Annotated in this window: 26 protein-coding genes and 1 pseudogene; 8 read left to right on the forward strand and 19 right to left on the reverse strand. The window is 63.0% G+C overall.

The window, feature by feature from the left end; translation table 11 throughout:
* Positions 1 to 75 precede the first annotated feature (75 nt).
* Positions 76 to 486 carry a cupin domain-containing protein gene (locus USDA257_RS23905; protein ID WP_014765571.1) on the reverse strand — a complete coding sequence of 137 codons (411 nt, stop codon included), beginning with the start codon at positions 484 to 486 and terminating at the stop codon, positions 76 to 78.
* Positions 487 to 607: 121 nt separating this feature from the next.
* Between USDA257_RS23905 and USDA257_RS23910 the strand changes: the two genes are divergently transcribed.
* The 7 genes and pseudogenes from USDA257_RS23910 to USDA257_RS38055 all read left to right on the forward strand — a co-directional run.
* Positions 608 to 1,399 carry an ABC transporter ATP-binding protein gene (locus USDA257_RS23910; RefSeq protein ID WP_041414596.1) on the forward strand — a complete coding sequence of 264 codons (792 nt, stop codon included), beginning with the start codon at positions 608 to 610 and terminating at the stop codon, positions 1,397 to 1,399.
* A 98-nt stretch (positions 1,400 to 1,497) separates the two neighbouring features.
* On the forward strand, positions 1,498 to 2,382 hold the full coding sequence (locus USDA257_RS23915) for an ABC transporter permease (protein ID WP_041415581.1): 885 nt from the start codon (positions 1,498 to 1,500) through the stop codon (positions 2,380 to 2,382).
* Entirely contained in the window at positions 2,379 to 3,248 is an 870-nt protein-coding gene (locus USDA257_RS23920; protein WP_014765574.1) for an ABC transporter permease, read from the forward strand. Before USDA257_RS23915 ends, USDA257_RS23920 begins: the two co-directional genes overlap by 4 nt.
* A gap of 29 nt (positions 3,249 to 3,277) precedes the next feature.
* Entirely contained in the window at positions 3,278 to 4,270 is a 993-nt protein-coding gene (locus USDA257_RS23925; RefSeq protein ID WP_014765575.1) for an ABC transporter substrate-binding protein, read from the forward strand.
* Between the two features lie 533 nt (positions 4,271 to 4,803).
* On the forward strand, positions 4,804 to 5,991 hold the full coding sequence (locus tag USDA257_RS23930) for an efflux RND transporter periplasmic adaptor subunit (protein WP_014765576.1): 1,188 nt from the start codon (positions 4,804 to 4,806) through the stop codon (positions 5,989 to 5,991).
* Positions 5,992 to 6,005: 14 nt separating this feature from the next.
* Positions 6,006 to 9,311 (forward strand): efflux RND transporter permease subunit, encoded by a 3,306-nt coding sequence (locus tag USDA257_RS23935; protein WP_014765577.1) that lies wholly within the window; start codon positions 6,006 to 6,008, stop codon positions 9,309 to 9,311.
* A 220-nt stretch (positions 9,312 to 9,531) separates the two neighbouring features.
* A pseudogene (locus USDA257_RS38055) lies at positions 9,532 to 9,638 on the forward strand (helix-turn-helix domain-containing protein); the annotation flags it as partial.
* A gap of 9 nt (positions 9,639 to 9,647) precedes the next feature.
* Here USDA257_RS38055 and ureG read toward each other — a convergent pair.
* The 13 genes from ureG to USDA257_RS24000 form a co-directional block, all read right to left on the reverse strand.
* Positions 9,648 to 10,259 carry an urease accessory protein UreG gene (gene ureG, locus USDA257_RS23940; protein WP_014765579.1) on the reverse strand — a complete coding sequence of 204 codons (612 nt, stop codon included), beginning with the start codon at positions 10,257 to 10,259 and terminating at the stop codon, positions 9,648 to 9,650.
* Positions 10,260 to 10,311: 52 nt separating this feature from the next.
* A complete protein-coding gene (locus USDA257_RS23945; RefSeq protein ID WP_041415583.1) occupies positions 10,312 to 10,983 on the reverse strand; it encodes an urease accessory protein UreF in 672 nt (223 codons plus the stop codon).
* Positions 10,976 to 11,455: an urease accessory protein UreE gene (gene ureE, locus USDA257_RS23950; protein WP_014765581.1), complete on the reverse strand. Its 480-nt coding sequence runs from the start codon at positions 11,453 to 11,455 to the stop codon at positions 10,976 to 10,978. The genes USDA257_RS23945 and ureE overlap by 8 nt, the downstream gene beginning before the upstream one ends.
* 1 nt (position 11,456) lies before the next feature.
* Positions 11,457 to 11,753 carry a putative quinol monooxygenase gene (locus USDA257_RS23955; RefSeq protein WP_014765582.1) on the reverse strand — a complete coding sequence of 99 codons (297 nt, stop codon included), beginning with the start codon at positions 11,751 to 11,753 and terminating at the stop codon, positions 11,457 to 11,459.
* A 128-nt stretch (positions 11,754 to 11,881) separates the two neighbouring features.
* Positions 11,882 to 12,421, reverse strand: a complete 540-nt coding sequence (locus USDA257_RS23960; protein WP_014765583.1) for a peroxiredoxin — start codon at positions 12,419 to 12,421, stop codon at positions 11,882 to 11,884.
* A 188-nt stretch (positions 12,422 to 12,609) separates the two neighbouring features.
* Complete coding sequence (gene ureC, locus USDA257_RS23965) at positions 12,610 to 14,322, reverse strand: urease subunit alpha (protein ID WP_014765584.1); 1,713 nt, start codon at positions 14,320 to 14,322, stop codon at positions 12,610 to 12,612.
* A 4-nt stretch (positions 14,323 to 14,326) separates the two neighbouring features.
* Positions 14,327 to 14,977: a hypothetical protein gene (locus tag USDA257_RS23970; protein WP_014765585.1), complete on the reverse strand. Its 651-nt coding sequence runs from the start codon at positions 14,975 to 14,977 to the stop codon at positions 14,327 to 14,329.
* Positions 14,978 to 14,980: 3 nt separating this feature from the next.
* On the reverse strand, positions 14,981 to 15,403 hold the full coding sequence (locus USDA257_RS23975) for a lysozyme inhibitor LprI family protein (RefSeq protein WP_014765586.1): 423 nt from the start codon (positions 15,401 to 15,403) through the stop codon (positions 14,981 to 14,983).
* A complete protein-coding gene (locus USDA257_RS23980) occupies positions 15,400 to 15,705 on the reverse strand; it encodes an urease subunit beta (RefSeq protein ID WP_014765587.1) in 306 nt (101 codons plus the stop codon). The genes USDA257_RS23975 and USDA257_RS23980 overlap by 4 nt, the downstream gene beginning before the upstream one ends.
* A 13-nt stretch (positions 15,706 to 15,718) precedes the next feature.
* Entirely contained in the window at positions 15,719 to 15,973 is a 255-nt protein-coding gene (locus tag USDA257_RS23985; RefSeq protein WP_014765588.1) for a DUF1272 domain-containing protein, read from the reverse strand.
* 10 nt (positions 15,974 to 15,983) lie between these two features.
* Entirely contained in the window at positions 15,984 to 16,286 is a 303-nt protein-coding gene (locus USDA257_RS23990; RefSeq protein ID WP_014765589.1) for an urease subunit gamma, read from the reverse strand.
* Between the two features lie 27 nt (positions 16,287 to 16,313).
* Positions 16,314 to 17,147 carry an urease accessory protein UreD gene (locus tag USDA257_RS23995; protein ID WP_041414599.1) on the reverse strand — a complete coding sequence of 278 codons (834 nt, stop codon included), beginning with the start codon at positions 17,145 to 17,147 and terminating at the stop codon, positions 16,314 to 16,316.
* A 237-nt stretch (positions 17,148 to 17,384) separates the two neighbouring features.
* A complete protein-coding gene (locus tag USDA257_RS24000) occupies positions 17,385 to 18,374 on the reverse strand; it encodes an alpha/beta fold hydrolase (protein WP_014765591.1) in 990 nt (329 codons plus the stop codon).
* Positions 18,375 to 18,557: 183 nt separating this feature from the next.
* Here USDA257_RS24000 and USDA257_RS24005 point away from each other — a divergent pair, with 183 nt between their 5' ends.
* On the forward strand, positions 18,558 to 19,010 hold the full coding sequence (locus tag USDA257_RS24005) for a MarR family winged helix-turn-helix transcriptional regulator (RefSeq protein ID WP_014765592.1): 453 nt from the start codon (positions 18,558 to 18,560) through the stop codon (positions 19,008 to 19,010).
* A gap of 26 nt (positions 19,011 to 19,036) precedes the next feature.
* Here USDA257_RS24005 and USDA257_RS24010 read toward each other — a convergent pair whose 3' ends face one another.
* Genes USDA257_RS24010 through bioB form a run of 5 tightly spaced genes read right to left on the reverse strand, consistent with a single transcriptional unit; the run spans position 19,037 to position 24,084 of the window.
* A complete protein-coding gene (locus USDA257_RS24010) occupies positions 19,037 to 20,026 on the reverse strand; it encodes a beta-ketoacyl-ACP synthase III (protein ID WP_014765593.1) in 990 nt (329 codons plus the stop codon).
* A complete protein-coding gene (locus tag USDA257_RS24015) occupies positions 20,023 to 21,291 on the reverse strand; it encodes an adenosylmethionine--8-amino-7-oxononanoate transaminase (protein WP_014765594.1) in 1,269 nt (422 codons plus the stop codon). The genes USDA257_RS24010 and USDA257_RS24015 overlap by 4 nt, the downstream gene beginning before the upstream one ends.
* A complete protein-coding gene (gene bioD, locus USDA257_RS24020; protein WP_080605681.1) occupies positions 21,288 to 21,929 on the reverse strand; it encodes a dethiobiotin synthase in 642 nt (213 codons plus the stop codon). Before bioD ends, USDA257_RS24015 begins: the two co-directional genes overlap by 4 nt.
* Complete coding sequence (locus tag USDA257_RS24025; RefSeq protein WP_014765596.1) at positions 21,926 to 23,068, reverse strand: 8-amino-7-oxononanoate synthase; 1,143 nt, start codon at positions 23,066 to 23,068, stop codon at positions 21,926 to 21,928. The genes bioD and USDA257_RS24025 overlap by 4 nt, the downstream gene beginning before the upstream one ends.
* Positions 23,065 to 24,084: a biotin synthase BioB gene (bioB, locus tag USDA257_RS24030; RefSeq protein WP_014765597.1), complete on the reverse strand. Its 1,020-nt coding sequence runs from the start codon at positions 24,082 to 24,084 to the stop codon at positions 23,065 to 23,067. The genes USDA257_RS24025 and bioB overlap by 4 nt, the downstream gene beginning before the upstream one ends.
* Positions 24,085 to 24,199 lie beyond the last annotated feature (115 nt).

The following is a 24,199-nucleotide window of genomic DNA, read 5'->3' on the forward strand; positions in this document are numbered from 1 at the left end:
TCTGCCAACTCGATTGATTTTACCTCCGCAAAAGCGGAGATGGAGGACTTGCGGCAAATAGCGGCAATCTCCGCCTCAGGGCACCAGCCCATCCAGTTCGGGAAGCAGCACGACGCTCTCCTGCTCGTTCGGATCTGTCCGGGCGATGACCGCCGTGCACGGGGTGTCCGAAAGATTCGCGGGGAGATGCGGCACGCCGGCCGGGATGTAGAACATCTCGCCGGTCTTGACGATGACATGCTCTTCGAGCCGCTCGCCGAACCAGGTGTGCGCCTCGCCGGAAAGAACGTAAATGGCCGTTTCGTGGCTCTCGTGGAGGTGCGCCTTGGCGCGCGCGCCAGGCGGCATGGTCAACAGATGCATGCAGATGCCGGTGGAGCCGACCGTCTCCGCGGCAATGCCTTCGAAATAGCTGAGCCCCTGCTTGCCGGCATAGGCGTCGCCGGGGCGAACCACGCGACAGCCAGGATTGGGTGATCGAGCCATGAGTGTTCTCCAGAATTCGCTGAAAAACCCGCAACAGAAGTCGTCAGCGGCGAATCCCCGATTGCATGTTGCAGGTGCGGATAGCAGTCTGACACAGACGAGCCATGATGAGAATCTACTGATGACATCCAATCCCGCCTCCGTGGTCACGGCCCGGAATCTCGGCCTGACGTTTGAGACCAGCGACGGGCCGGTCAATGCACTTACCGGCGTGAACCTCGATGTGGCGAAGGGCGATTTCGTCTCCTTTATCGGCCCGTCCGGCTGCGGCAAGACCACGTTCCTTCGCGTCATCGCCGATCTTGAAAAACCCACCGCCGGCACGATCGCCGTCAACGGCATGACCCCGGAGGAAGCCCGCCGGCGGCGCGCCTATGGCTATGTCTTCCAGGCGCCCGCCCTTTATCCTTGGCGCACGATCGAGAAGAACATCGCGCTGCCGCTCGAAATCATGGGCCATTCCAGGCAAGAGCAGAAAGCGCGCATCGAGCGCACGCTGGAGCTCGTCAACCTCTCGGGCTTCGGCAAGAAATATCCGTGGCAGCTCTCCGGCGGCATGCAGCAGCGCGCATCGATCGCCCGCGCTCTCGCTTTCGATGCCGATCTTCTTCTGATGGACGAGCCCTTCGGTGCTCTCGACGAGATCGTCCGCGACCACTTGAACGAGCAGCTCCTGAAGCTCTGGGCCCGCACCGACAAGACGATCTGCTTCGTCACCCACTCCATCCCGGAGGCGGTCTATCTCTCTACAAAGATCGTCGTCATGAGCCCGCGCCCCGGACGCGTGACGGATATCATCGAATCGACTCTGCCGAAGGAACGGCCGCTCGGCATCCGCGAGACGCCGGAGTTTCTGGAGATCGCCCACCGCGTGCGCGAGGGTTTGAGGGCGGGACATAGTTATGATGAGTAGCTGTCGAGTGGGACTGACACCTCCTCCGCGACCCCTCTCCACAAGGCGGCCATGCGCCCCGAACAACGCACCGCTTGCGACCGGAGGAGGCGGCCATGATGCATAAGCCGAGTTTCATCCGAGACAAACTCCTCCCCATCTCCACCGTCGTCCTTCTGATGATCGCCATCTGGTACATCGCCGCCGTCTTCCTGAACGCTCCTTTCGAGCGCGATACGGCAGCGCGTGCCGGAACCGAGATCGCGTTCTCCGATCTTGTCCGCAACACGATGGCGCAGGAAAGGCCCGTGCTGCCCGCCCCTCATCAGGTGGTTGCCGAGATCTGGGACACCACCTTCAACAAGGCGATCACCTCGAAGCGCAGCCTCGTCTACCACGCCTGGATCACGCTCTCCGCCACGCTGCTCGGCTTCGGCATAGGCGCCGCACTTGGCGTGCTTCTCGCCGTCGGCATTGTCCATAACCGCGCCATGGACCGCTCGCTAATGCCATGGGTGATCGCCAGCCAAACGATACCGATCCTGGCAATCGCGCCGATGATCATCGTCGTCTTGAACGCCATCGGCGTTGCCGGCCTGCTGCCGAAGGCGCTGATCTCCACCTATTTATCGTTCTTCCCGGTGGTGGTCGGCATGGTCAAGGGATTGCGGAGCCCCGAAACGATCCAACTCGACCTGATGCACACCTATAACGCCTCGTCGGCGCAGACCTTCTGGAAACTGCGCTGGCCCTCCTCCATGCCGTATCTGTTCACCTCGCTGAAGGTCGCCGTCGCCATCTCGCTCGTCGGCGCCATTGTCGGCGAACTGCCGACCGGTGCGGTGGCCGGGCTCGGCGCGCGGCTCCTCGCCGGCTCGTATTACGGCCAGACGGTACAGATCTGGGCCGCCCTGTTCATGGCCGCGGCGCTCGCCGCCGTGCTGGTCATGATCGTCGGCGTCGCGCACTCCGCGGTCCTGAAGCGCATGGGAGCCAAGCCATGAACCTTCCTGCTCTCGCCGGCGCCATCCTTTTCTGGCTGATCGCCTGGGCCTTCAACGAATGGCTGGTCCGTCAGCATTTTTCGAACCGCACGATGAGCAACGCCGCACGCTTCGCCGTGCCGCTCATCTTCGGCATCACGATCCTGGTTCTGTGGGAGGGCATCGTCCGCGGTTTCGCCGTTCCTTCCGTGCTCTTGCCGGCACCGTCGATGATTTGGGGGCGGCTCGTCAATTCGCTGCCGACGCTTGGCGCCGACTTCCGCCAGACCTTCCTGAAATCCGTGCTGACCGGCTATGCGCTCGGCTGCGGCCTCGGTTTCCTGATGGCGATCCTCATCGACCGCTCTCCCTTTCTCCAGAAGGGACTGCTGCCGCTCGGCAACTTCGTCTCCGCCCTCCCCGTCATCGGCGTCGCTCCGATCATGGTCATGTGGTTCGGCTTCGACTGGCAATCGAAGGTTGCCGTCGTCGTCATCATGACCTTCTTCCCGATGCTGGTGAACACGGTGTCGGGCCTTGCAGCCGCGAGCCACATGGAGCGCGACCTGATGCGCACCTATGCCGCCACCTGGTGGCAGACGCTCGTCAAGCTGCGGCTGCCCGCGGCTTGGCCTTTCATTTTCAACGCTCTCAAGATTAACTCGACGCTGGCGCTGATCGGCGCGATCGTGGCCGAGTTTTTCGGAACGCCCATTGTCGGCATGGGTTTTCGGATCTCCACGGAAGTGGGGCGCATGAACGTCGACATGGTCTGGGCCGAAATCGCCGTTGCGGCGGTGGCTGGCTCCGCCTTTTACGGGGTGGTCGCGCTCGTCGAGCGAGCCGTCACGTTCTGGCATCCGTCCATCCGCAGTGGCCGGGGCTGATAATGGAACAATGATAAGAGGGAACTGACATGAACAAGAAACTTGCATCTCTGCTGGCAGCTGGCGTCTTTTCGCTTGCCGCCTTTCATGCCAATGCCGCCGACAAGGTCACGCTGCAGCTGAAATGGGTCACGCAAGCCCAGTTCGCCGGCTATTTTGTCGCCAAGGACAAGGGCTTCTACGAGGAAGAGGGCCTCGACGTCGATATCAAGCCGGGCGGGCCGGATATCGCTCCGCCGCAGGTCATCGCCGGCGGTGGCGCCGACGTCATCGTCGACTGGATGCCGTCCGCCCTCGCCACGCGCGAAAAGGGCGTGCCGCTCGTCAACATCGCCCAGCCCTTCAAGAAGTCCGGCATGATGCTCACCTGTCTCAAGGAGTCTGGGGTCAAGACTCCCGAGGACTTCAAGGGCAAGACGCTTGGCGTTTGGTTCTTCGGCAACGAGTACCCGTTCCTCTCCTGGATGTCGCAGTTGAAAATTCCGACGGATGGCGGAACGAACGGCGTGACCGTCCTGAAGCAGGGCTTCAACGTCGACCCGCTGATCCAGAAGCAGGCCGCCTGCATCTCGACGATGACCTACAACGAGTATTGGCAGGTCATCGACGCCGGCATCAAGCCCGAGGATCTCGTCACCTTCAAATATGAAGACCAGGGCGTTGCGACGCTCGAGGACGGCCTCTACGTACTCGAGGACAAGCTCAAGGACGCGGCCTTCAAGGAAAAGATGGTGAAGTTCGTTCGCGCCTCGATGAAGGGCTGGAAATATGCCGAGGAGAACCCCGACGAGGCGGCTGATATCGTACTCGAAAACGACTCGACCGGCGCGCAGACGGAAAAGCACCAGAAGCGCATGATGGGCGAGATCGCCAAACTGACGGCGGGTTCGAACGGCGCGCTCGACGAGGCCGACTACAAGCGTACGGTCCAGTCGCTGCTCTCCGGCGGCTCGGATCCGGTCATCTCCAAGGAGCCGGAAGGCGCCTGGACCCACGAAATCACGGACGAAGCGCTGAAATAAGTCGCGGCATCACGACCGATTGCGGAGCGCGCGGCAGTATGCCGCGCGCTTTTTGCCGCGCGCTCCGGTTGTTAAGCTTGCATTTAGGTTGCGCCAATATAGCCTCGATGAAGCGACAGAAAGAAACAATGAGGCACCATCGCTTCTACGCTCTTGTAAGCATTTGCTACCACGCTTACATAGGCCGGAACATTTGACTGGGGAGCAGACGCAGGGAGGAACTGGTTTCTCTTGAACTCGGCCTCGCGAGCAAAATTCTCCTACAGCGCCACGTGTCTTATCAGACGCGCAAAAGGTTCGCTGTAGCACTTTGAATCTCTGCATGTGCTTATCCGTAAATCGACTAGGATTTAAGCAAACATGCAGCAGGCCGGCACCTTGGTTTGAGACCGTGGGCCGGACAATTCGAATGCGTGGACTGCGAGCGGGGCATAACCGAGCGGAATGCGCGGGAACAGCATGATTGCAGCCGGATATCCGCCCTTGAAGAATGGCGATGCGGCATGATTTATTTGTGTCAGGACCTTAGGCCGATGGCTCAGAAACTTCTCCTTCTTCTCGGCGCATGCGCAGCGATGACGCTCGGCGCAATTTCCGGCGTTTCGGCCGAGGAAGCCGCAAAGCCGCAACCCTCGCAGGCATTGCCCTCGATCGTCGTGACCGAAGCGACACAACGCAAGATCAGCGACCGCATTCTTGCCACCGGTTCGATCGAGGCCGTCGAGGAGATCTATGTCGCACCACTCGTCGACGGGCTTTCCATACGCTCGTTGAATGTCGATGTCGGTGACCGGGTCGAACAAGGCAGCACGCTCGCTGTTCTCAACGACGACGCGCTGCTCCTGCAGAAAAGCCAGCTCGAGGCCAACCTCGCCAAGGCGGAGGCGTCGCTCGCGCAACTGAACGCCCAACTCGCAGAGTCCACCGCAAACTCCGAAGAGGCGACGCGCGTCGCCGATCGCGCCGTGCGGCTTTCGGAAAACGGCACAATCTCGACGGCCGAGGCGGACCGCCTTAAGGCGCTCGCCGCCGCCACCCGCGCCCGCCGCCGTTCGGCCGAGCAATCGGTCGGTGTTGCCAGAGCGGACATCAAGGTTGTCCAGGCGCAGATCGACGATATCGACCTCAGGCTTGCCCGTACCGCGGTCAAGGCGCCGGTCAGCGGCGTGATCTCCGCCAAGAACGCCAAGATCGGCGCGATCGCCAGCGGCACGGGCGAGCCGCTCTTTGCGATGATCCGCGACGGCGCGATCGAAATGACGGCCGATGTCGCCGAGGCGGACATCATCAAGCTTGCCATCGGGCAACCCGCCACGGTCAAGCTCGCTGGCAGCAACGCGACGGTCGAGGGCAAGATCCGCCTGATCGCACCGACGGTCGATGTCCAGACGCGTCTCGGCAAGGTTCACATCAGCCTTACCGACACGACCGAGGCACGCGCCGGCATGTATGCGAGCGCAATCGTCACGGTCGAAGAAAAGCAGACAGTCGTTCTGCCGCAAACCGCTGTTACATCGGAAGACGGGAAAACCATCGTCCGTAAAGTCGAAGGCGGCGTCGTGCGCCTGGTACCGGTCGAGACAGGCATCCAGGACGGGCAATTCGTTGAGATCCTTTCCGGCCTCAAGGCAGGCGAACAGGCGGTGGCAAAGGCTGGCGCCTATGTGCGCGACGGAGACCGGATCAATCCGGTCAAATCCGACCAGCCGATAACCAATTGACGGGAACAGAGACCATGAACTTCTCCGCCTGGTCCATCCGCAATCCGGTCGCGCCGATCCTGGCGTTTTTCGTGCTGCTCGTGCTCGGCTGGCAGTCCTTCAATTCGCTGCCGATCACCCGCTTCCCGAACATCGACGTGCCGATCGTCTCGATCAACGTAACGCAGAGCGGAGCCGCTCCTGCCGAGCTGGAAACCCAGGTCACCAAGGAAATCGAGGACGCGGTCGCCGGCATCTCCGGGGTCGACCACATCGAGTCGACGATCACCGACGGCACATCCACGACGGCCGTCATCTTCCGCATGGAAGTGCCGACCACACAGGCCGTGCAGGACGTGAAGGATGCGATCGACCGCATCCGCGGCGACCTGCCGACTTCGATCGACGAGCCAATCGTTTCGAAGGTCGATGTCGAGGGCCAGGCGATCCAGACCTTCTCCGTCTCCTCGCCCGGCATGACGCTCGAAGAACTCTCCTGGTTCGTCGACGACACGATCAAGCGGGCTATCCAGGGCCAGAGCGGCATCGGCCGCGTCGACCGCTATGGCGGGTCCGATCGCGAGGTCCGTATCGAGCTTGATGAAGATCGCCTGAATTCCTTCGGAATCACCGCTGCCGACGTCAACGGCCAGCTCCGCCGCATGAACATGGATCTGGGTTCCGGTCGCGGACAGGTCGGCGGCAGCGAACAGGCGATCCGCACGCTCGGTGATGCCCGCGATGTTTCCCAGCTCGCGAACACGATGATCTCGCTGCCGAACGGACGCTTCCTTCGTCTGTCGGAGCTCGGCAAGGTGACAGATACCTACGAGGAGCCGAAGTCGTTCTCGCGCTTCAACGGCCATCCGGGCGTCACCTTTGCAGTATTCCGCGCCAAGGGCGCCAGCGAAGTCAGTGTCGCCGAAACGGTTGCCAAGACGCTCGACGAAATCCGCGCCAAGCATCCGGAAGTCACCATCGAGATGGTCGACGATTCGGTTTACTTCACCTATGGCAACTACGAGGCGGCAATTCACACGCTGATCGAGGGCGCGCTTCTCGCCGTCGTCGTCGTGCTGCTGTTCCTGCGCAACTGGCGCGCCACGCTGATCTCGGCCGTCGCCCTGCCGCTCTCGGCCATTCCGACCTTCTGGGTGATGGAACTCCTCGGTTTCTCGCTGAACCTCGTCAGCTTCCTGGCGATGACGCTTGCGACCGGCATCCTCGTCGACGACGCAATCGTCGAGATCGAGAATATCGAGCGGCATATCCGCATGGGCAAGTCGCCCTACCGGGCCGCGATCGAAGCCGCGGACGAGATCGGCCTCGCGGTGATCGCCACCACCTTCACCATCATCGCCGTCTTCGTGCCCGTCTCCTTCATGCCGGGCATCCCTGGCCAATACTTCATCCAGTTCGGCCTGACGGTCGCCGTGTCGGTGTTCTTTTCGCTTCTGGTCGCCCGCCTGATCACGCCCGTGATGGCGGCCTATCTGATGCAGCCGACGGATGTCGGCGGTGGCCACCATGGTGACGACGACAGCGGCATCATGAAGCTCTATACGGGTATCATCCGCGTGACGACCCGTTGGCGCTATACGACGCTGCTCGCCGCCATCGGTTGCCTCGCCATTTCCGTCTATTTCCTGTTGCAGGTGCCCGGCAGCTTCCTGCCGCCGGAAGACAATTCGCGCGTCAGCCTGTCGATCGAATTGCCGCCGGACGCGATGCTCGAGGATACGGACCGGACGACGACTGAGATCTACAACCGCATCAAGGATATCGAGGGCGTCGAGAACGTCTTCGTGCTCGGCGGCGCCTCGCCGAAGGGCGATCTCGAGCTGCGTCGCGCCGCCGTCACCGTGCTGCTCCAGAAGCTCGATCACTCTCTCGTCAACAAGGTCGTCAACGACGTGATCGGCCGCACACCGCTGATCGGTGAGTATCTGCCGAAGCTGCCGCCGGCCGGCCGTATTAAGCCGCAGTCGCAGATCGAAAAGGAGATCCTCGCAAAGCTTCGGTCGATCCCGGATGTTCGCGTCACCAAACTCAACGACCGCGGCGAGCGCGACCTGTCCTTCAACCTGCTTTCCAACAACGAGGCGGATCTGGACCAGGCCGTGGCCACTCTCGAAGCAAAGCTGCGCAAGGACCCGCTGCTTGCCAATGTCAGTCCCGATGGGGCGCTGCCGCGGCCGGAACTGCAGATCCGCCCGCGTGACGAGCAGATGTCGCGTCTCGGCATCACGACGGCGCAGATTTCCGAGGTGATCCGCGTCGCCACCATCGGCGATATCGATGCGCTGCTCACCAAGATTGCCCTTGACGGGCGGCTGATCCCGATCCGTGTCCAGCTCAATCGCGATTTCCGCACCGATTTGGCGGCCATCCGCAACCTCAAGGTCCAGACCGCATCCGGCGCCACCGTTCCGCTCTCAAGTGTCGCGGACATCAACTATGCGGAGGGGCCGAGCTCCATCAAGCGCTACGACCGCTATCGCGTCGTCAAGCTCGGCGCCGACCTCCCCGTGGGCGTAGCACTCGACACGGCCTCCGCCCGCTTCAAGCAGATCGCCGGCGAGGCGAAGCTACCGGGAACCGTCGAGTTTCTCGAGAGCGGCGATGCCGAAGTGCAGGCCGAAATGCAGCAGAGCTTCGGCAACGCGATGCTGCTCGGCCTGATGATGGTGCTGGTCGTGCTCATCCTTCTCTTCAAGGACGTGATCCAGCCTTTCACCATCCTGTTCTCGCTGCCGCTTGCGATCGGCGGCGTGGCGGCAGCGCTGATCCTGACGCAGAACGCACTCTCCATGCCCGTTCTTATCGGCATCCTGATGCTGATGGGCATCGTCACCAAGAACGCCATCCTGCTCGTCGACTTCGGCATCGAAATGATGCACCACGGCATGGATCGTACGCTGGCGATGGTCGAAGCGGGCCGCAAACGTGCCCGCCCGATCGTCATGACGTCGATCGCCATGTCGGCTGGCATGCTGCCTTCAGCCCTCGGCGTCGGCGAAGGCGGCTCGTTCCGCGCTCCGATGGCGATCGCCGTCATCGGCGGCATCATCGTCTCGACGGTTCTGAGCCTCGTCGTCGTTCCCTCGTTCTTCCTCATCATGGATGATCTGTCGCGTCTTCTCGCCTGGATCTTCAGCCGTTTCATCGGCAAGAAGGAAGAGGAAGATCTGCCGCTCGACCGCGAGGAACTGAGCAAACTCGCCGCCGAACAGGGCAGCACGATCGAAAGCCTGGAAGACCGCGTCAAGGCACTCGAGGCGGAGCGGCGCGGCAAGTCCGACCGCAAGGTCATCAGCCATCCGGCGCTCGCCGCCGAATAGGCGTTTTCCACGAAACAGCGCTGCTGCACCGTTCCAAATCACGGACAGGCAGCAGCGTCTCCTTTCGCGAAGTTATTTGATACGGGTCAAATCATGAGCGGCGAGGAAGCGCTAGGTTCGTCACGATCTATTCGGGACGAGCGGTATGAAGACTTTGCGATTGAATTCGAGCGGCCGGGCCATCCTCCTCAATTCGCGCTTCTTTTCGCGGCTACCACGCCTCGCCCCCGAGGCGCTGTCGCGGGCCTTTTCCACGCTCCGTCAGTCAGGCGTTGTTGTGAAGGGCGGATGATCGAAATTCGCGATCGTCAGGCGCTGGAACAGTTTCGAATGGCTCTAGAGACCGCCCTGCACGGTGAGAAACTCGACGATCCGGTCGACGCCCTCGCCGCGCTTCATGTCGGAAAACACGAAGGGCTTTTCGGCGCGCATTCGCGTCGCGTCGTGCTCCATCACCTCAAGATCGGCGCCCACATAGGGGGCCAGATCCTTCTTGTTGATCACCAGCAGATCGGACTTGGTGATCCCGGGGCCGCCCTTGCGCGGGATTTCCTCGCCCTGGCAGACGGAAATCACATAGATGGTCAGGTCCGCCAGATCGGGCGAAAAGGTTGCCGCGAGATTGTCTCCGCCCGATTCGATGAAGACCACGTCGAGATCGGGAATACGGCGGTTGAGCTCGGCGATCGCCTGGAGATTGATCGAAGCGTCCTCACGGATCGCCGTATGCGGGCAGCCGCCGGTCTCGACGCCGACGATCCGCTCCGACGGCAGCGCCTGCATGCGCACCAGCGCCTCGGCATCCTCCTTGGTGTAGATATCGTTGGTGACGACGGCGACCGAATAGTTCTCGCGCATCGCCTTGCACAGCTTGTCGGTCAGCGCCGTCTTGCCTGACCCGACCGGGCCACCGATGCCGACGCGAAGGGGACCGTTTTTCGATGGCATTTCCAATGTCCTTTCTATTGCATGAGGCGCGCGGCGTTCGCGGTTCCTCCCGCTAGGAGCGGAACAGGCGCGAATGCAGGGTCTCATGTCTCAGAGATGCAATGTCGGCGATGATGGTCGCCGAGCCAAGATCGTCCAGCGAGCCGCGCGCGGCACGGCAGGCAACCGCCGCAATCTCGGCCTCCAGGCCGGCAAGCAAGCCGACCCCGTCGCGCTGGCCGGTGACGCCGCAACGGATGGCAACCGATACGGCACTCGATGTCGTTGCGTTGAGATAGGCGGCAAGTGTCGGCTCGAGCCCGGTCCGATGTGCACCGGCGACGGCGCCGACCGCCACCGGATAGGCGGCCCTTGATCCGAGCATCTCCAACACCGGATGCGGCCAGTGGCTGGCGGCGGCAAGAAACGCCTCGCCAAGAAGCATGGTCTCCATGTGCCGTTCACGCGAACCGGCGAGCGCCTCGGCCAGTTCGCCGACCGCCTGCAGCCGTGCCGGATCTGCGTGGCTGCAGTAGCTTTCGGCCAGTAACAGCGCGTCGTTCCAGACCGTGCCGTGATTCAACAGCGTTTCAAGCCACAGCCGCAGATCGCCTGCATTCGCCACGAGGCCGTCGTGAACCGCCTGTTCCAAGCCGCCGGAATAGGAAAAGGCGCCGACGGGAAAGGCGGGCGAAAGCCAGGTGACGAGACGCAGCTGAGCCTGCATGGCCGCCTCTTCAGCCATGGTGGTGGTCGCGATCATGCCCATGGTGATGGCCGCCGGTGCCGTGATAGGCGCCGCGGAGGGGGTGGAATGGTTCGACAACTTCGCTCACCGTTGCTCCGAGGCCTTCGAGCATGGCGCGGATGACGGGATCGCGGGCAATCAATATCCGCCCCTCCTCGATCGCCGCCGGCAAGTGTCGGTTGCCGAGATGCCAGGCGAGTTCGATCAGGTGCAGCCTATCGCGCGGACGGATGTCGTAGAGCACCTCCTCAGCCGCCTTCACTTCGATGTAGCCGCCGCCCTCCAGCACCAAAAGGTCGCCGTCGGCGAGCATCACCGGCTCCTTGAGGTCGAGCATCACGACGTCGTCGTTTTCGAGATGCAAGAGCTTGCGGCGCAGATGCCGCTGGTCATGGGTGAGCGTCACGCGGTGAAGCGGCGTCTTGTCGGCAGAACCGGGGGAAAGAATTTCGGTCGAACGGTAGGGCACGTCAGAGGACCTCGATCTTTTCGGGATATACGACCTCGACGCGAACCTCCGCAAGATGGTCGGCCATTGCCGCCTGGAATGCCTTCAGATGCGGTTCGGCGAAATGGGCATCGAGGGCCGCGCGGCTCTTCCAGGTCTCGACGAAGACCACCGTGTCCGGCCCGGCGACCTTGCGATAGAGATCATCGCTGACGCAGCCCTCCTCCTTGCGGGTGGCATCGATCAGCGGCGCCGCAAGTGCTGCGACCTCGTCGCCCTTGTCCGCATGCGCCTTAAGATATGCGATGACGTAAACCATTGAATTCCCAGTCTCCAACGGGCTCCACTTTAACAAGAAAAAGCCCCGGCGCCAGCAAGAAGGCGAAAATCCGAACGACTTTCAAACCTGCTTGCGGCGGCCGGGGCCTTCATGAACACGATGGCGGATCAGGCAGCGATCTTCTGCGACTTCAGCGCGTCGAGAATGTTCTGCGGCGAGGAAACGCCGTACGGATCACTGTCGCAATTGTCCGAATAGCCTTCCTCCTCGAACCACTGCTCGACCGTGCCGTCGCTGACGACGGCGGCGTAGCGCCAGGAACGCATGCCGAAGCCGAGATTGTCCTTGGCGACCAGCATGCCCATCTTGCGGGTGAACTCGCCCGAACCGTCCGGAATGAGCTTGACGTTTTCGAGCCCCTGTGACTTGCCCCAGGCGTTCATGACGAAGGCGTCGTTGACCGAGATGCAATAGATTTCATCGATCCCGAGCGCGCGGAACTCGGGCGTCAGCTTCTCGAAATCCGGCAGCTGATACGTCGAGCAGGTCGGGGTGAAGGCGCCCGGCAGCGAGAACAGAACGACGCGTTTGCCGGCGAAATAGTCGTTCGACGAAACATCGTGCCAGCGGAACGGATTGGAACCGCCGACCGATTCGTCGCGGACGCGGGTACGGAAGGTTACAACGGGAACTTTTCTGCCGAGCATCATCATCTCCTTCGACTGGGCATCCGGCCGCGAAGTCTTGGGAGGAAACCACAGCCGGCGAAAAGGGAGGCCTCTTCTACCGAAGATTCCGCTGCAGCGCAGCATCAAAGCACCGATTCAGTCGGCACCGCATGGCAGCCATGCGATCGCTGCATGGCTGCCGCTTACGTCGTTTGGAGCGGAACCGTCTAGAACAGGAAATACCGCTGCGCCATCGGCAGCACGGTCGCAGGCTCACAGGTCAGCAGTACGCCATCGGCGCGGACTTCATAGGTTTCCGGATCGACCTCGATCACCGGCGTCAGGCTGTTGTGGATCATCGACGCCTTGCCGATGCCGCCGCGGGTGTTTTGAACGGCGACAAGTTCCTTGGCGACACCGAGCCTTCCGGCCAGTCCCGCGTCGAGCGAGGCCTGCGAGACGAAGGTAACTGAAGAATTGGTCCGGCTTCGACCATAGGCTCCGAACATCGGTCGATAGTGCACCGGCTGCGGCGTCGGGATCGAAGCATTCGGGTCGCCCATCGGTGCCGCGGCGATAGTGCCGCCGAGCAGCACCATGTCCGGCTTCACGCCGAAGAAGGCCGGATTCCAGATCACGAGATCGGCGCGCTTGCCGACTTCGAGCGAGCCGATCTCATGGCTAAGGCCATGGGCGATCGCCGGGTTGATCGTGTATTTGGCGACATAGCGCTTGACGCGGAAATTGTCGTTGTCGCCCGTTTCTTCCTTCAGCCGGCCGCGCTGGCGCTTCATCTTATCGGCGGTCTGCCAGGTGCGGATCGCCACCTCGCCGACGCGGCCCATGGCCTGACTGTCCGATGAGATGATCGAGAAGGCGCCAATGTCGTGAAGGATGTCCTCGGCGGCGATCGTCTCCTTGCGAATCCGGCTTTCAGCAAAGGCGATATCCTCGGGAATCGAGGGCGACAGGTGATGGCAGACCATCAGCATGTCGAGATGTTCTGCCAGCGTGTTCAGCGTATAGGGCCGCGTCGGGTTGGTCGAAGACGGGATGACGTTCGGCTGGCCGCAGATCTTGATGATGTCCGGCGCATGGCCGCCGCCTGCCCCTTCGGTGTGGAAGGCGTGAATGGTCCGGCCTTTGATCGCTGCGATCGTGTCCTCGACGAAGCCGCTCTCGTTCAGCGTGTCGGTGTGGATCATCACCTGAACGTCGTATTCGTCGGCGACCGACAGGCAGCAATCGATCGCCCCGGGCGTCGTGCCCCAGTCCTCGTGCAGCTTCAGCGAGGTGGCGCCGCCGAGCACCATTTCGACGAGCGCGCCCGGCAGCGAGGCGTTGCCCTTGCCGGCAAAGGCAAGGTTCATCGGAAAGGCATCGGCCGCCTCGATCATCCGGGCGATATGCCACGGTCCCGGCGTGCAGGTGGTGGCGAGCGTGCCGTGCGCAGGACCTGTGCCGCCGCCGAGCATGCAGGTCAGCCCGCTCATCAGCGCCTCTTCGATCTGCTGCGGGCAGATGAAGTGGATATGGCTGTCCATGCCGCCGGCGGTAACGATCTTGCCCTCGCCGGCGATCGCCTCCGTGCCCGGGCCGACGATGACGTTCACGCCCGGCTGCGTGTCCGGGTTGCCCGCCTTGCCGATCGCGGCGATCCGCCCATCCTTGAGACCGATATCCGCTTTGACGATGCCCCAATGGTCAACGATCAGCGCATTGGTGATGACGGTGTCGACAGCGCCGCCCTCGCGCGTGACCTGGCTCTGGCCCATGCCGTCGCGGATGACCTTGCCGCCGCCGAACTTCACCTCCTCGCCATAGGTCGTGAAGTCCTTCTCGACCTGGATGAACAGTTCGGTATCGGCAAGCCGGACCCTGTCGCCGACGGTCGGACCGAACATGTTGGCATAGGCCGCACGCGACATCTTGTAGGACATGGGTTCAGGCTCCTTGGGGCAAGTCTGACGAAGGTAATGGTTTGAGGCGACGAAGCCGCCCCTCGGCGGCAATCGCATCGACATAGCGTCGCTCGGCGGCAAAGGGATGCCACTCCCAGCCGCTGTGGCCGAAGCCGGCAAGCACGATATCGTCTCCGGCAGAGGCGACGCTGGCGAGGACTTCGGCGATCACCACCAGGCCGCTCGACGGTGCGACGTAAGGTGCCGGCGCGAAACGGGCGAGATCCCGCTCCAGCCGCTCGTGCGTCCCCTCCGGCACGACCCGGTGCTGCCGCCCGGTCGCCTGTGCGAAACTTTCGAAGCCAGTGGAGTAGTCGTCACAGAAATCGCCGAGGTCCGGATGGTTCTTGGCAAGTGCTGCCCGCATCGCCGCGAATTTGGCACCGGAGCGCACACTCCAGATTTCGCGCGCCTGCCGCACCGGCTCGCTCGTCTTCCAGCGTCCGCCGCCGAGCATCGACAAGGCCGGGCGACCGGTGTTGCAGACGGCGACCACGTCCGTCCTGGTTCCGCCGCGGCCGGCCGAGCGGCAGTCATTGAAGCGGATCACCAGGTCGGCGGCATCGATCGTCGCGGCAGCGCCTTCCGGCACCTCGCCATTGCCAACGACCATGATGACGCGCCGGCTCTGCAAAGGTCAGCTCCCTCGAGCTTCGAGGAGCTCTTTCAATTCGGCGGTTCGCTTGCGCGTCAGCTCGGCGAGGCAGCCGGAAACCAGCATCGGTTCCATCGAGCCGCCCCGCGCCTCGAATCCGGCGAGCTCGCACTGGCCGTCGCGATAGCCGATCCAGGCCCGTTGCGCCTTTTTCAATGCTTCGACCGCACCGACATAGGCCGCGTCGATATCACCGAGCTCCCTGTCGGTTTCCTGCATCACGGCGATCGCCTCGCGGTAGGTCTTGTTGAGTTCCGCGTCCGCTGCCTGGTACTCCTGACCGGCGCAAATGTTCAAATCCATCTGCGTCACCGCCTTTTGGCAGTCCACCTCAGGCTGTTCCTGAGCGAACGCAGACGCCGCAACAATGAGAAGCAGGCCTATAGCGGGCGCGACCGCTCTCATAGCTTGCCCATCACCTGCTGGCGGAAGCCGAAAACCTCGCGCTTGCCGGAAAGCGGGATCAGCGTGACCTGCCGGGTCTGGCCCGGCTCGAACCGGACGGCCGTGCCGGCCGGAATATCGAGCCGCTTGCCGCGCGCCGCGTCGCGGTCGAAGATCAGGCCCGGATTTGTTTCCGCGAAATGATAGTGACTGCCGACCTGGACCGGCCGGTCGCCGGAATTGGAGACTTCGATCGTGACGGTCGGAAGACCGGCATTGAGTTCGATGTCTCCAGCGGCTGCGACAATCTCGCCTGGAATCATGCTCCTGTCCCCCTTACGCGACCGTCGCTGGCGCGCAGCCTTGCGGCTTCAGCACGCGCTCCGCCGAGCCCGGATATTTCTTCAGCATCGCAGCCGGGCGCGCCGGACGGCGTACCAGTTCGCCGCTGCAGTTCGGGCAGATCCCGCCAAGCTTCGCCTCGGCGCAATCGGCGCAAAAGGTGCATTCGAAGGTGCAGATCATCGCCTCCCGGCTTTCGGGTGGCAGGTCACGGTCGCAGCATTCGCAGTTCGGACGCAGGCTCAGCATCGATCTCTCCTTACCGGATGGGTTCGTGAACGGTGACGAGCTTCGTCCCATCCGGAAAGGTCGCCTCGACCTGGATGTCGTGGATCATCTCGGGGATGCCCACCATCACCTGGTCGCGGGTCAGCACATGCGCGCCGGCCTCCATCAATTCCGCAACGGACCGGCCGTCGCGCGCACCCTCGACGACGAAGTCGGTGATGAGGGCAATCGCCTCAGGGTGATTGAGCTTGACGCCTCGCTCCAGGCGCCGGCGGGCCACCATTGCCGCCATGGAAATCAACAGCTTGTCTTTTTCGCGCGGAGTGAGATTCATGCGTCGCTATCCGGATTGACTGCGGGATCAGAGAGTCCAGACTTTCGGCACAGACGCGTCTTTACGCAAGTGCGAAATGAGCGGGACGAGGATTTTTCTAAGCTCAAATCCGTCGAGAGCGGTGACCCGGGCGACGAGCTTGTCGCGACCGCCGACCCGGTAGTGGCTGACGCCCGCCTGTACTACCGGAGCAAGCACTCCGCGCAGCTTCGAAAACGTCGCTTCGCAATCCGGCGCTATATAGAGGAGCGTCGCGAAGGCGGCCGCGCCGCCGAGCGTTGCGGGCCTGGCGGCCAGCCTCGCAATATCGTCGGCAAGCGTCAGGTTTTCCGCATGAACCAGCCCGCCGCCGCTCCGCACCCGCCAGCGATCGCGACACAAGCCGGCATGCACCGCCTCACCCATAGCCTTGCGGCCGATGAGCACCGCCTCCACCGCGAGAAAACTTGCATCCGGCGCCAGGTCGACCTCGAGCGAACGCGACAGCGAGGCCCGGTCGAAGAGGATGGTCTCCTGCGGCAGCCAATCGACGCGGCTTCCGGCGGCGGCGGCTATGTGTGTCGTGATCGCAGCCGTGCCGGCGCTCGCCTTGTAGATCTTCTCGCAGGCCTGCGTGGTCAGCGTCAGGCTCGTCCCCTCGCCGGCCGCAAAACCCCACTCGAGCTGGTCGCCACCGGTGACGCCGCCGGAAGAGTTGATGAGCACCGCTTCCATCGAACCGTCGAAGGTCTTCGGCAAACGGATCTTGGCGCAGCCTTCCTGGTAGAGCTCGGCGATGCGCGTGCGCCCCCTTTCGGACTTGGCAACAAGCCGCCCTTTTCCCCACGCCCTTTGCGGAGCGATGATCGCCGCGTCACTCAACGTCTTCAGATGTCCTTGCCGGCACGCCATTTCGACGTGCATCGTGATGCGGCATCGTCTGAAATGGCATGATTAAAGTCAAGTCTCTGTTTCGCAAGCACAATCTGTCCTGCCGAAAGAAACCAAACTCGGGCGGGCGGGCGGCTGAAAGCAGGAGCGAAACCGCGCGGCTTCCCCAAACGAGGAATGGCGCCGGCTTGCGGCGCCCTTCCAATGGCCACTCTGGCACGCATTACCCTAGGATCGCGCGAACTCCAGCAGGTCCTTGTTCAACTGCTCCTTGTGGGTATCCGTGATGCCATGCGGCGCGCCCGGATAGACCTTCAGTTCCGCATGCGGAATGAGCTTCTTCGAGGCCCGGGCGGCGGCGTCGATCGGAACGATCTGGTCGTCGTCGCCGTGAATGATGAGCGTCGGCACGTCGAACTTCTTCAGGTCCTCGGTGAAGTCGGTCTGCGAGAAGGCGACGATCGAATCATAGGTATTCTTGTGGCCGCCGGTCATGCCCTGCAGCCAGAAGCTGTCGATCATCCCCTGCGACGGCTTCGCGCCTGGCCGGTTGAAGCCGAAGAACGGACCAGAAGCGATGTCCTTGTAGAGTTGCGAGCGGTCGGTGAGGCTTGCGGCCTGCAAGCCATCGAACACATCCTTGGGTAAGCCGCCGGGGTTCTTGTCGGTCTTGACCATCAGCGGCGGCACTGCCGAGATCAGCCCGGCCTTGGCGACGCGACGAGTGCCGTGGCGACCGATATAGCGGGCGATCTCGCCACCGCCGGTCGAGAAGCCGGCCAGGAAGATACCCTTCAGATCCAGTTGCTCGATCAGATCGGCAAGATCGTCGGCATAGTGATCCATGTCGTTGCCGTCCCAGGGCTGGCTGGACCGGCCGTGGCCGCGGCGATCATGGGTGACGACGCGGAAACCATCCTTGGCCAGATGGAAGGCCTGGGCTTCCCAGCTATCGGATGACAGCGGCCAGCCGTGGCTGAGGATGACGACCGGCCCATCCTTCGGGCCCCAGTCCTTGTAGTAGATTTCAACGCCGTCGCGAGTGGTGATCCTGCTTCCCATGGTCCTTGCTCCTTCGGTGGTTGATGGCTTCACTGTATCCGCCGCGGCGCCTGGCTGCGAGACGGCAAGCGCGGCGGCCGCGCTGGCGGCGCCGAGTGCTCCCGTCAGCATCTCCCTCCTGGAAACGGTGGCTGTACTGTCCTGAACCTTCGTCATCGAATTGTCCCTCCTTCGTGAGACAGCTATTTAAATCGCGCACGATATAAATCGGCGCCGACTTTTAGTCGCTATCGATTAAATCGTGCACGATACTTACGGTGCGCTGTTCCTCCTGTCAATACCTTGCGATTATATCGCGAACGATTTATTGTGCCTTTGCGGAAAACTCGGGACAAGACCATGACGAAGGCAGACACTCCCTCGCCCGAAGAGTTGATGAAGCTCGACAATTTCCTGTGCTTTGCGATCTATTCCGCGAACCACGCGTTCACGCGCGTCTACAAGCCGCTGCTCGATGAATTGGACCTCACCTACCCGCAATATCTCGTGATGGTTGTCCTGTGGGAAAAGGACGATCAGACCGTTGGCAGTCTCGGCGAGAAGCTCTTTCTTGAGTCGAGCACCCTCACTCCCATGCTGAAGCGTCTCGAGGCGATCGGCTATATATCGAGGATTCGCGACCGGGCCGATGAGCGGCAGGTCCGCGTGCGCTTGACCGAAACTGGCCGGGCGCTGAAGGCAAAGGCCAGCACCGTTCCATGTGGCATCCTCGATGCGACAGGAATGCAGCCCGCCGAGATCGGCCGGCTCAAGCAGGAAATCGTCGCACTCCGCGCCTCGCTGTTGCGGTAGCGATTACAGCACTCTCACGTCCCGCTTCAGATACTGACGAGCACCGCCCCTCCGGTCAGCCCCGCGCCGGCCGCCGTCAGCAACAGCTTTTCACCGGCGATGAAGGGCTTGGCCTTGTGCGCCAGCGATAGCGACAGCGGGATCGTCGCAGCCGACGAGTTGCCGTGCTCCTCGATGGTCCGGACGGTCTTCGACGGGTCGATTCCGAGATTGTTGCAAACCGCATCGAAGATCCGGACATTCGCCTGGTGCGGCACGAAGCGGCTGACATCCGCCGGGCCAAGTCCCCCAGCGGCGAGCGCGCGGGTTGCGCAAGCCGACATCATCTCGACGGCGCGGACAAACACCTCCCGCCCGTCCCGCATCGTCATCAATGCATCCTCCGCCGCCATCCCTGAAGCAAAGGGCTGGCTGCTGCCGCCGGCGGGAATCGTAATCAGATCGTAGCCGCTCCCATCCGAGGCCACATCGACGCCAAGCACCCCCTTTTGTGGATCGTCCGACGGCATGATGACGACGGCGCCGGCCGCGTCGGCAAAGAGCACGGCGCTTGCCCTTTCCGCTTGGTTGATGCGACGGCTCAGGATATTGGCGGCAACGACAAGGACCGGCTTTCCCTGCGCGCGAACGAACCCATCTGCAAGCGTCAGCGCGTAGAGGAAGCCCGAACAGGCGCCGGCGAGGTCGATCGCGCCGGAATTGGCAAGCCCGAGGCGATGGGCAAGCAGCGGCGCAGTGGGCGGCAGCAGGTGATCGGGCGTCGAGGTCGCAAGCAGCGTCAAGGCGATTTCGCCGCGCGAAACCCCCGCATCCTGAAGCGCGGCTTCGCCGGCCCTGGTCGCAAGGCCGCTCAGCGTATCGCCCGCCTCGACCCAGCGCCGCGCCCGGATGCCGGTGCGGCGTTCGATCCAGCCCGGCTCGAGGCCGAGTTGCGTTTCGATCTCGGCATTGTCGACGCGCCGCGCCGGCACAGAGTGGCCAAAGCCGGCAAGGTGGGATGAGCGGACGATGCTCATAGCCGCCCCGATACAAAGGCCGAGGCCGCCGCGTCGATCGCCTCATAGGCCCGGTCGAGATCGGCATCGACGACGCAATAGGGCGGCATCAGATAGATGACGTTGCCAAGCGGGCGGATGAGCACCCGGCGCTCTCGAAAGAAGGCCCTGAGCCGTGGCCCGACATCTGCAAGATAGCCCCCCGTCGGTACGGCAAGGTCGAGCGCGGCGATCGTGCCTGCCTGGCGAACATAGCGGAAGCGCGGATCGGCGCCGAAGCGCTGCAGATGCCGCCGCTGCTTCGCGGCAAGCGCTTCGATGCGTTCGCCGACCGGCTCCGACTTCCACACGGAGAGATTGGCGACGGCCGCCGCGCAGGCGATCGGATTGGCCGTATAGGAGCTGGAATGAAAGAAGGTCCGGCGCCGGTCCGCTGACAGATGCGCGTCGAATATCTCGACCGTGCACAGGGTCGCCGCCAGCGGCAGCGCGCCGCCGGTCAAGCCCTTCGACGTGCACAGGATGTCGGGCGCAATGCCCGCCTGTTCACAGGCGAAAAGTGTGCCGGTGCGGCCCCAGCCGGTCATCACCTCATCGGCAATCAGGAGAGTGCCATGCCGTTCCGCGATCCGCTTCAGTTCGGCAAGGACGAAGGGTGGATAGACCTTCATTCCGCCGGCGCCGAGGACCAATGGTTCGATGAGCAGCGCCGCCACCTGGCCGGAAGCGCAATAAACCTCGAACGCGTCGAGCGTCTCCTGTTCGCGACCGGCTTCGGGAAATGGCAACCGGTCGACGGCGAAGAGAAGCGGCTCGTAAGCCACATTGAAGACGCCGCGCTCGCCGGCCGACATCGTGCCGATCGTGTCGCCATGGTAGCTGTGCTCCATCACGCAGACGCGGCTGCGCGGCGCGCCGATATTGTGGAAGTAGCCAAGCGCCATCTTCAGCGCCACCTCCACCGCGGTCGAGCCGCTGTCGGAATAGAAGACGTGCTTCAATCCGGCGGGCGCGATCCCGATCAGGCCCTTGGCCAGTTCCTCCGCTGGCGCGTGGGTGTATTCGGCAAAGATCACCTGGTCATGGGTTTCCGCGGCACGCCGGATCGCCTCCATGATCGCCGGATGCCGGTGGCCGTGGGTGATTACCCACCAGGACGAGATCGCATCGAGAATATGCGAGCCATCCTCGTCGATGAGATAGGCACCCTCGGTGCGGACGACATGCTTCATCGCCGGCTCCAGCGCGTGCTGGGTGAAAGGGTGCCACACCGGCGAGACGCTCATGCCAGCACCTCCCGGAAATCGTCCACCTTGAACTGTTCGCGAAAGGCCTGGCGGAGACGGTCGGGCGTCAATAGTTCGAGCCGCGGCAGCCGCCCAAGCACTCTGACATGACCAAGTTCCGCGATAATGCTTTCCGTGTCTGGCTGCTCATCGCCGATGAAGGCGACGCCGAGAACCGGAATCGACCGGGCGCGCAGCGCTTCGAGCGTCAGCAGCGTGTGATTGATCGTGCCTAGTCCAGTGCGGGTGCAGAGGACAACGGGAATTCGCCAGCGCGCAAAAACATCGGCAAAGACCATCCGCTTCGTTAGCGGCACCAGCAACCCACCCGCCCCTTCGATGACGAGCGGCGCGTTGGTCTTCGGCGGGGAGAGGCTTTCTGGCCGGATCGTCACGCCGTCGAGCCTGGCAGAGAGATGCGGCGAGGCGGGCGTGGCGAGCCTGTGGGCCTCCGGCAGGATTCGGCGAGCGTCTATCCGGCCGAGCCGCTGGACGGCTTCGCTGTCCGTTTCGCCGTCGAGCCCGGACTGCACCGGCTTCCAGTAGCAGCCGGCAAGGGCATCGGTGAGTGCGGCGGCGAAGACGGTCTTGCCGATGCCTGTATCCGTGCCGGTGATCACGATGCGCGATGTCATCATCTCTCCTCTGCAATCGCGACCTTCAGCCGTTCCAGCATCTGCGCGATCGCAGGCCTGTCGACATTCAGGGTGATTGCGATTCGGAGCCGCGCCGTGCCCTCAGGAACCGTCGGCGGGCGGATCGCGCGGATGTCGAACCCCTCCTCGCGCAGGCGATCGGCGATCTTCACAGCGCGCCCATTGTCGCCGACCATCACCGGAAGGATCTGCGATCCGCTGCCTTCGACCCCGAGCGTAGCGGCAAGAGCCGCATTGGCAAAGGCGCTGAGCGCGTCGAAGTCCGCCCGGCGCTGCGGTTCGTCCGCGGCGATCCGCAACGCCTCGCTAACCGCGGCGGCCGTCAAGGGCGACGGTGCGGTCGAATATATGAAGCCGCGAGCGCGGTTGACGAGATAGTCGCAAAGGAGCCCATTCGCACCGAGCAATGCGCCGGAAACGCCGAGCGCCTTGCCGCAGGTGTGCAGCACCACGAGCTTTTCCCGACCCTTGAGCGCCGCCGAAAACCCGCGGCCACCGGGACCGAAAACACCCGTGGCATGGGCCTCATCGATGACCAGGAAGCCGTCGTGCTCTTCTGCAAGCGCGGCAAGGTCCACGAGCGACGCTCTATCACCGTCCATCGAATAGAGGCTTTCGACGGCAATCCACGGATGCCCGGTTCCGCCGGCGCTGCGCCACTTCCGGATGACGTCGGCAAAGGCATCGACATCGTTGTGTCTTACGGCAACCGCCCGCGCCTTGCTTGCGGCAATGCCCTCATGGGCGCTCGCATGAATCAGCGCGTCGTGGACAATGATGTCGTCGCGCTGCGGCAGGGTCGAAAACAGTGCAACATTGGCGGCATAGCCGCTGCCGAAAAAAAGCGCACGATCCGAGCCGAAGAATTCGGCCGCTTCCGCCTCCAGCGCCTCATGCTCCGGATGATTGCCGCGCAACAGCCGCGATCCGCTGGCGCCGACCGGCACGCCTCGATCGAGCGCCGCGGCGATCGCCGCCTTCAGGCGCGGCGCGTTGGCAAGGCCCAAATAGTCATTCGAGGTGAAATCAATTCCCGCTCGGGCGACAAGCGCGCGGTGCCGGCCCTTTCGCTCGAGTCCAGCCAGGGTTTTCGCGTAGCGGCCCAGACCATCGGCGATCATTTGGCCGGCTCCATCTCCGCCGGCTGCAATTCCATCGGCTTCAGTCCGAGGCGGCGGAAGAGTGCCGCGTCGTGGTCCTCGCCGGGATTGTCGGCCGTCAACAGCGTCTCGCCGACGAAGATCGAATTCGCCCCGGCGAAGAAACAGAGCGCCTGCATCTCGTCGCTCATGTCCGTGCGACCGGCCGATAGGCGGACATGGGACTGCGGCATCAGGATGCGGGCAAGCGCGATCGTCCGGACGAAGTCGATCGGATCGACCGGCGCCGCATCGGCAAGCTTCGACCCGGGAATGGGTATCAGCATGTTGATCGGCACGCTTTCCGGCGCCGCCGGAAGATTGGCGAGCGTCACCAGCATCGAGATCCGATCATCGATTGTCTCGCCCATGCCCAATATGCCGCCGGCGCAGACCTTGATGCCCGCGTCGCGGACGTTGGCAAGCGTTTCCAGCCTGTCGGCGAAGGTCCGGGTGGTGATGATCTCGCCGTAGAAGCGCTCTGAAGTATCGACATTGTGGTTGTAGTAGTCGAGCCCGGCCTCTGCGAGCCGCTCCGATTGGGCCGGCGACAGCATGCCGAGGGTCATGCAGGTTTCCAGCCCGAGCGCCTTGACGCCGCGCACCATCGCGGCGATCGCCTCCATATCGCGCTCTTTCGGCCCGCGCCAGGCGGCCCCCATGCAGTAGCGCGTCGCGCCGCCGTCCTTGGCCCTGCGTGCCTCGGCGATGACCCGTTCGACCTCCATCAGCTTCGACGCCTTGAGGCCGGTTGGGTAATGCGCCGACTGGCTGCAATAGCCGCAATCCTCCGCACATCCGCCGGTCTTGATCGACAACAGCCGGCTCATCTGCACCGCGTTCGGATCGAAATGGATGCGGTGGACGGACTGGGCCCGGAACAGAAGATCGTTGAAGGACCAATTATAGATAGTTTGCGCCTCAGCGAAACTCCAACGCGTTTCATCGGCGCCGGAGCTGACCGATTCTGCTCCGTTCGTTACGATCGCATCCCGCATTCCTGGCTATCTCCCTCTGCTCACCGCAACTAGTATAGATAGAATCACATTTTATCTATAATTCGTCGGTGGAGAGGGACGCAACCGCCTATCGGAATTCTTCCACGCCGATCGC

This window comes from Sinorhizobium fredii USDA 257 (assembly GCF_000265205.3).
GTDB classification, from domain to species: domain Bacteria; phylum Pseudomonadota; class Alphaproteobacteria; order Rhizobiales; family Rhizobiaceae; genus Sinorhizobium; species Sinorhizobium fredii_B.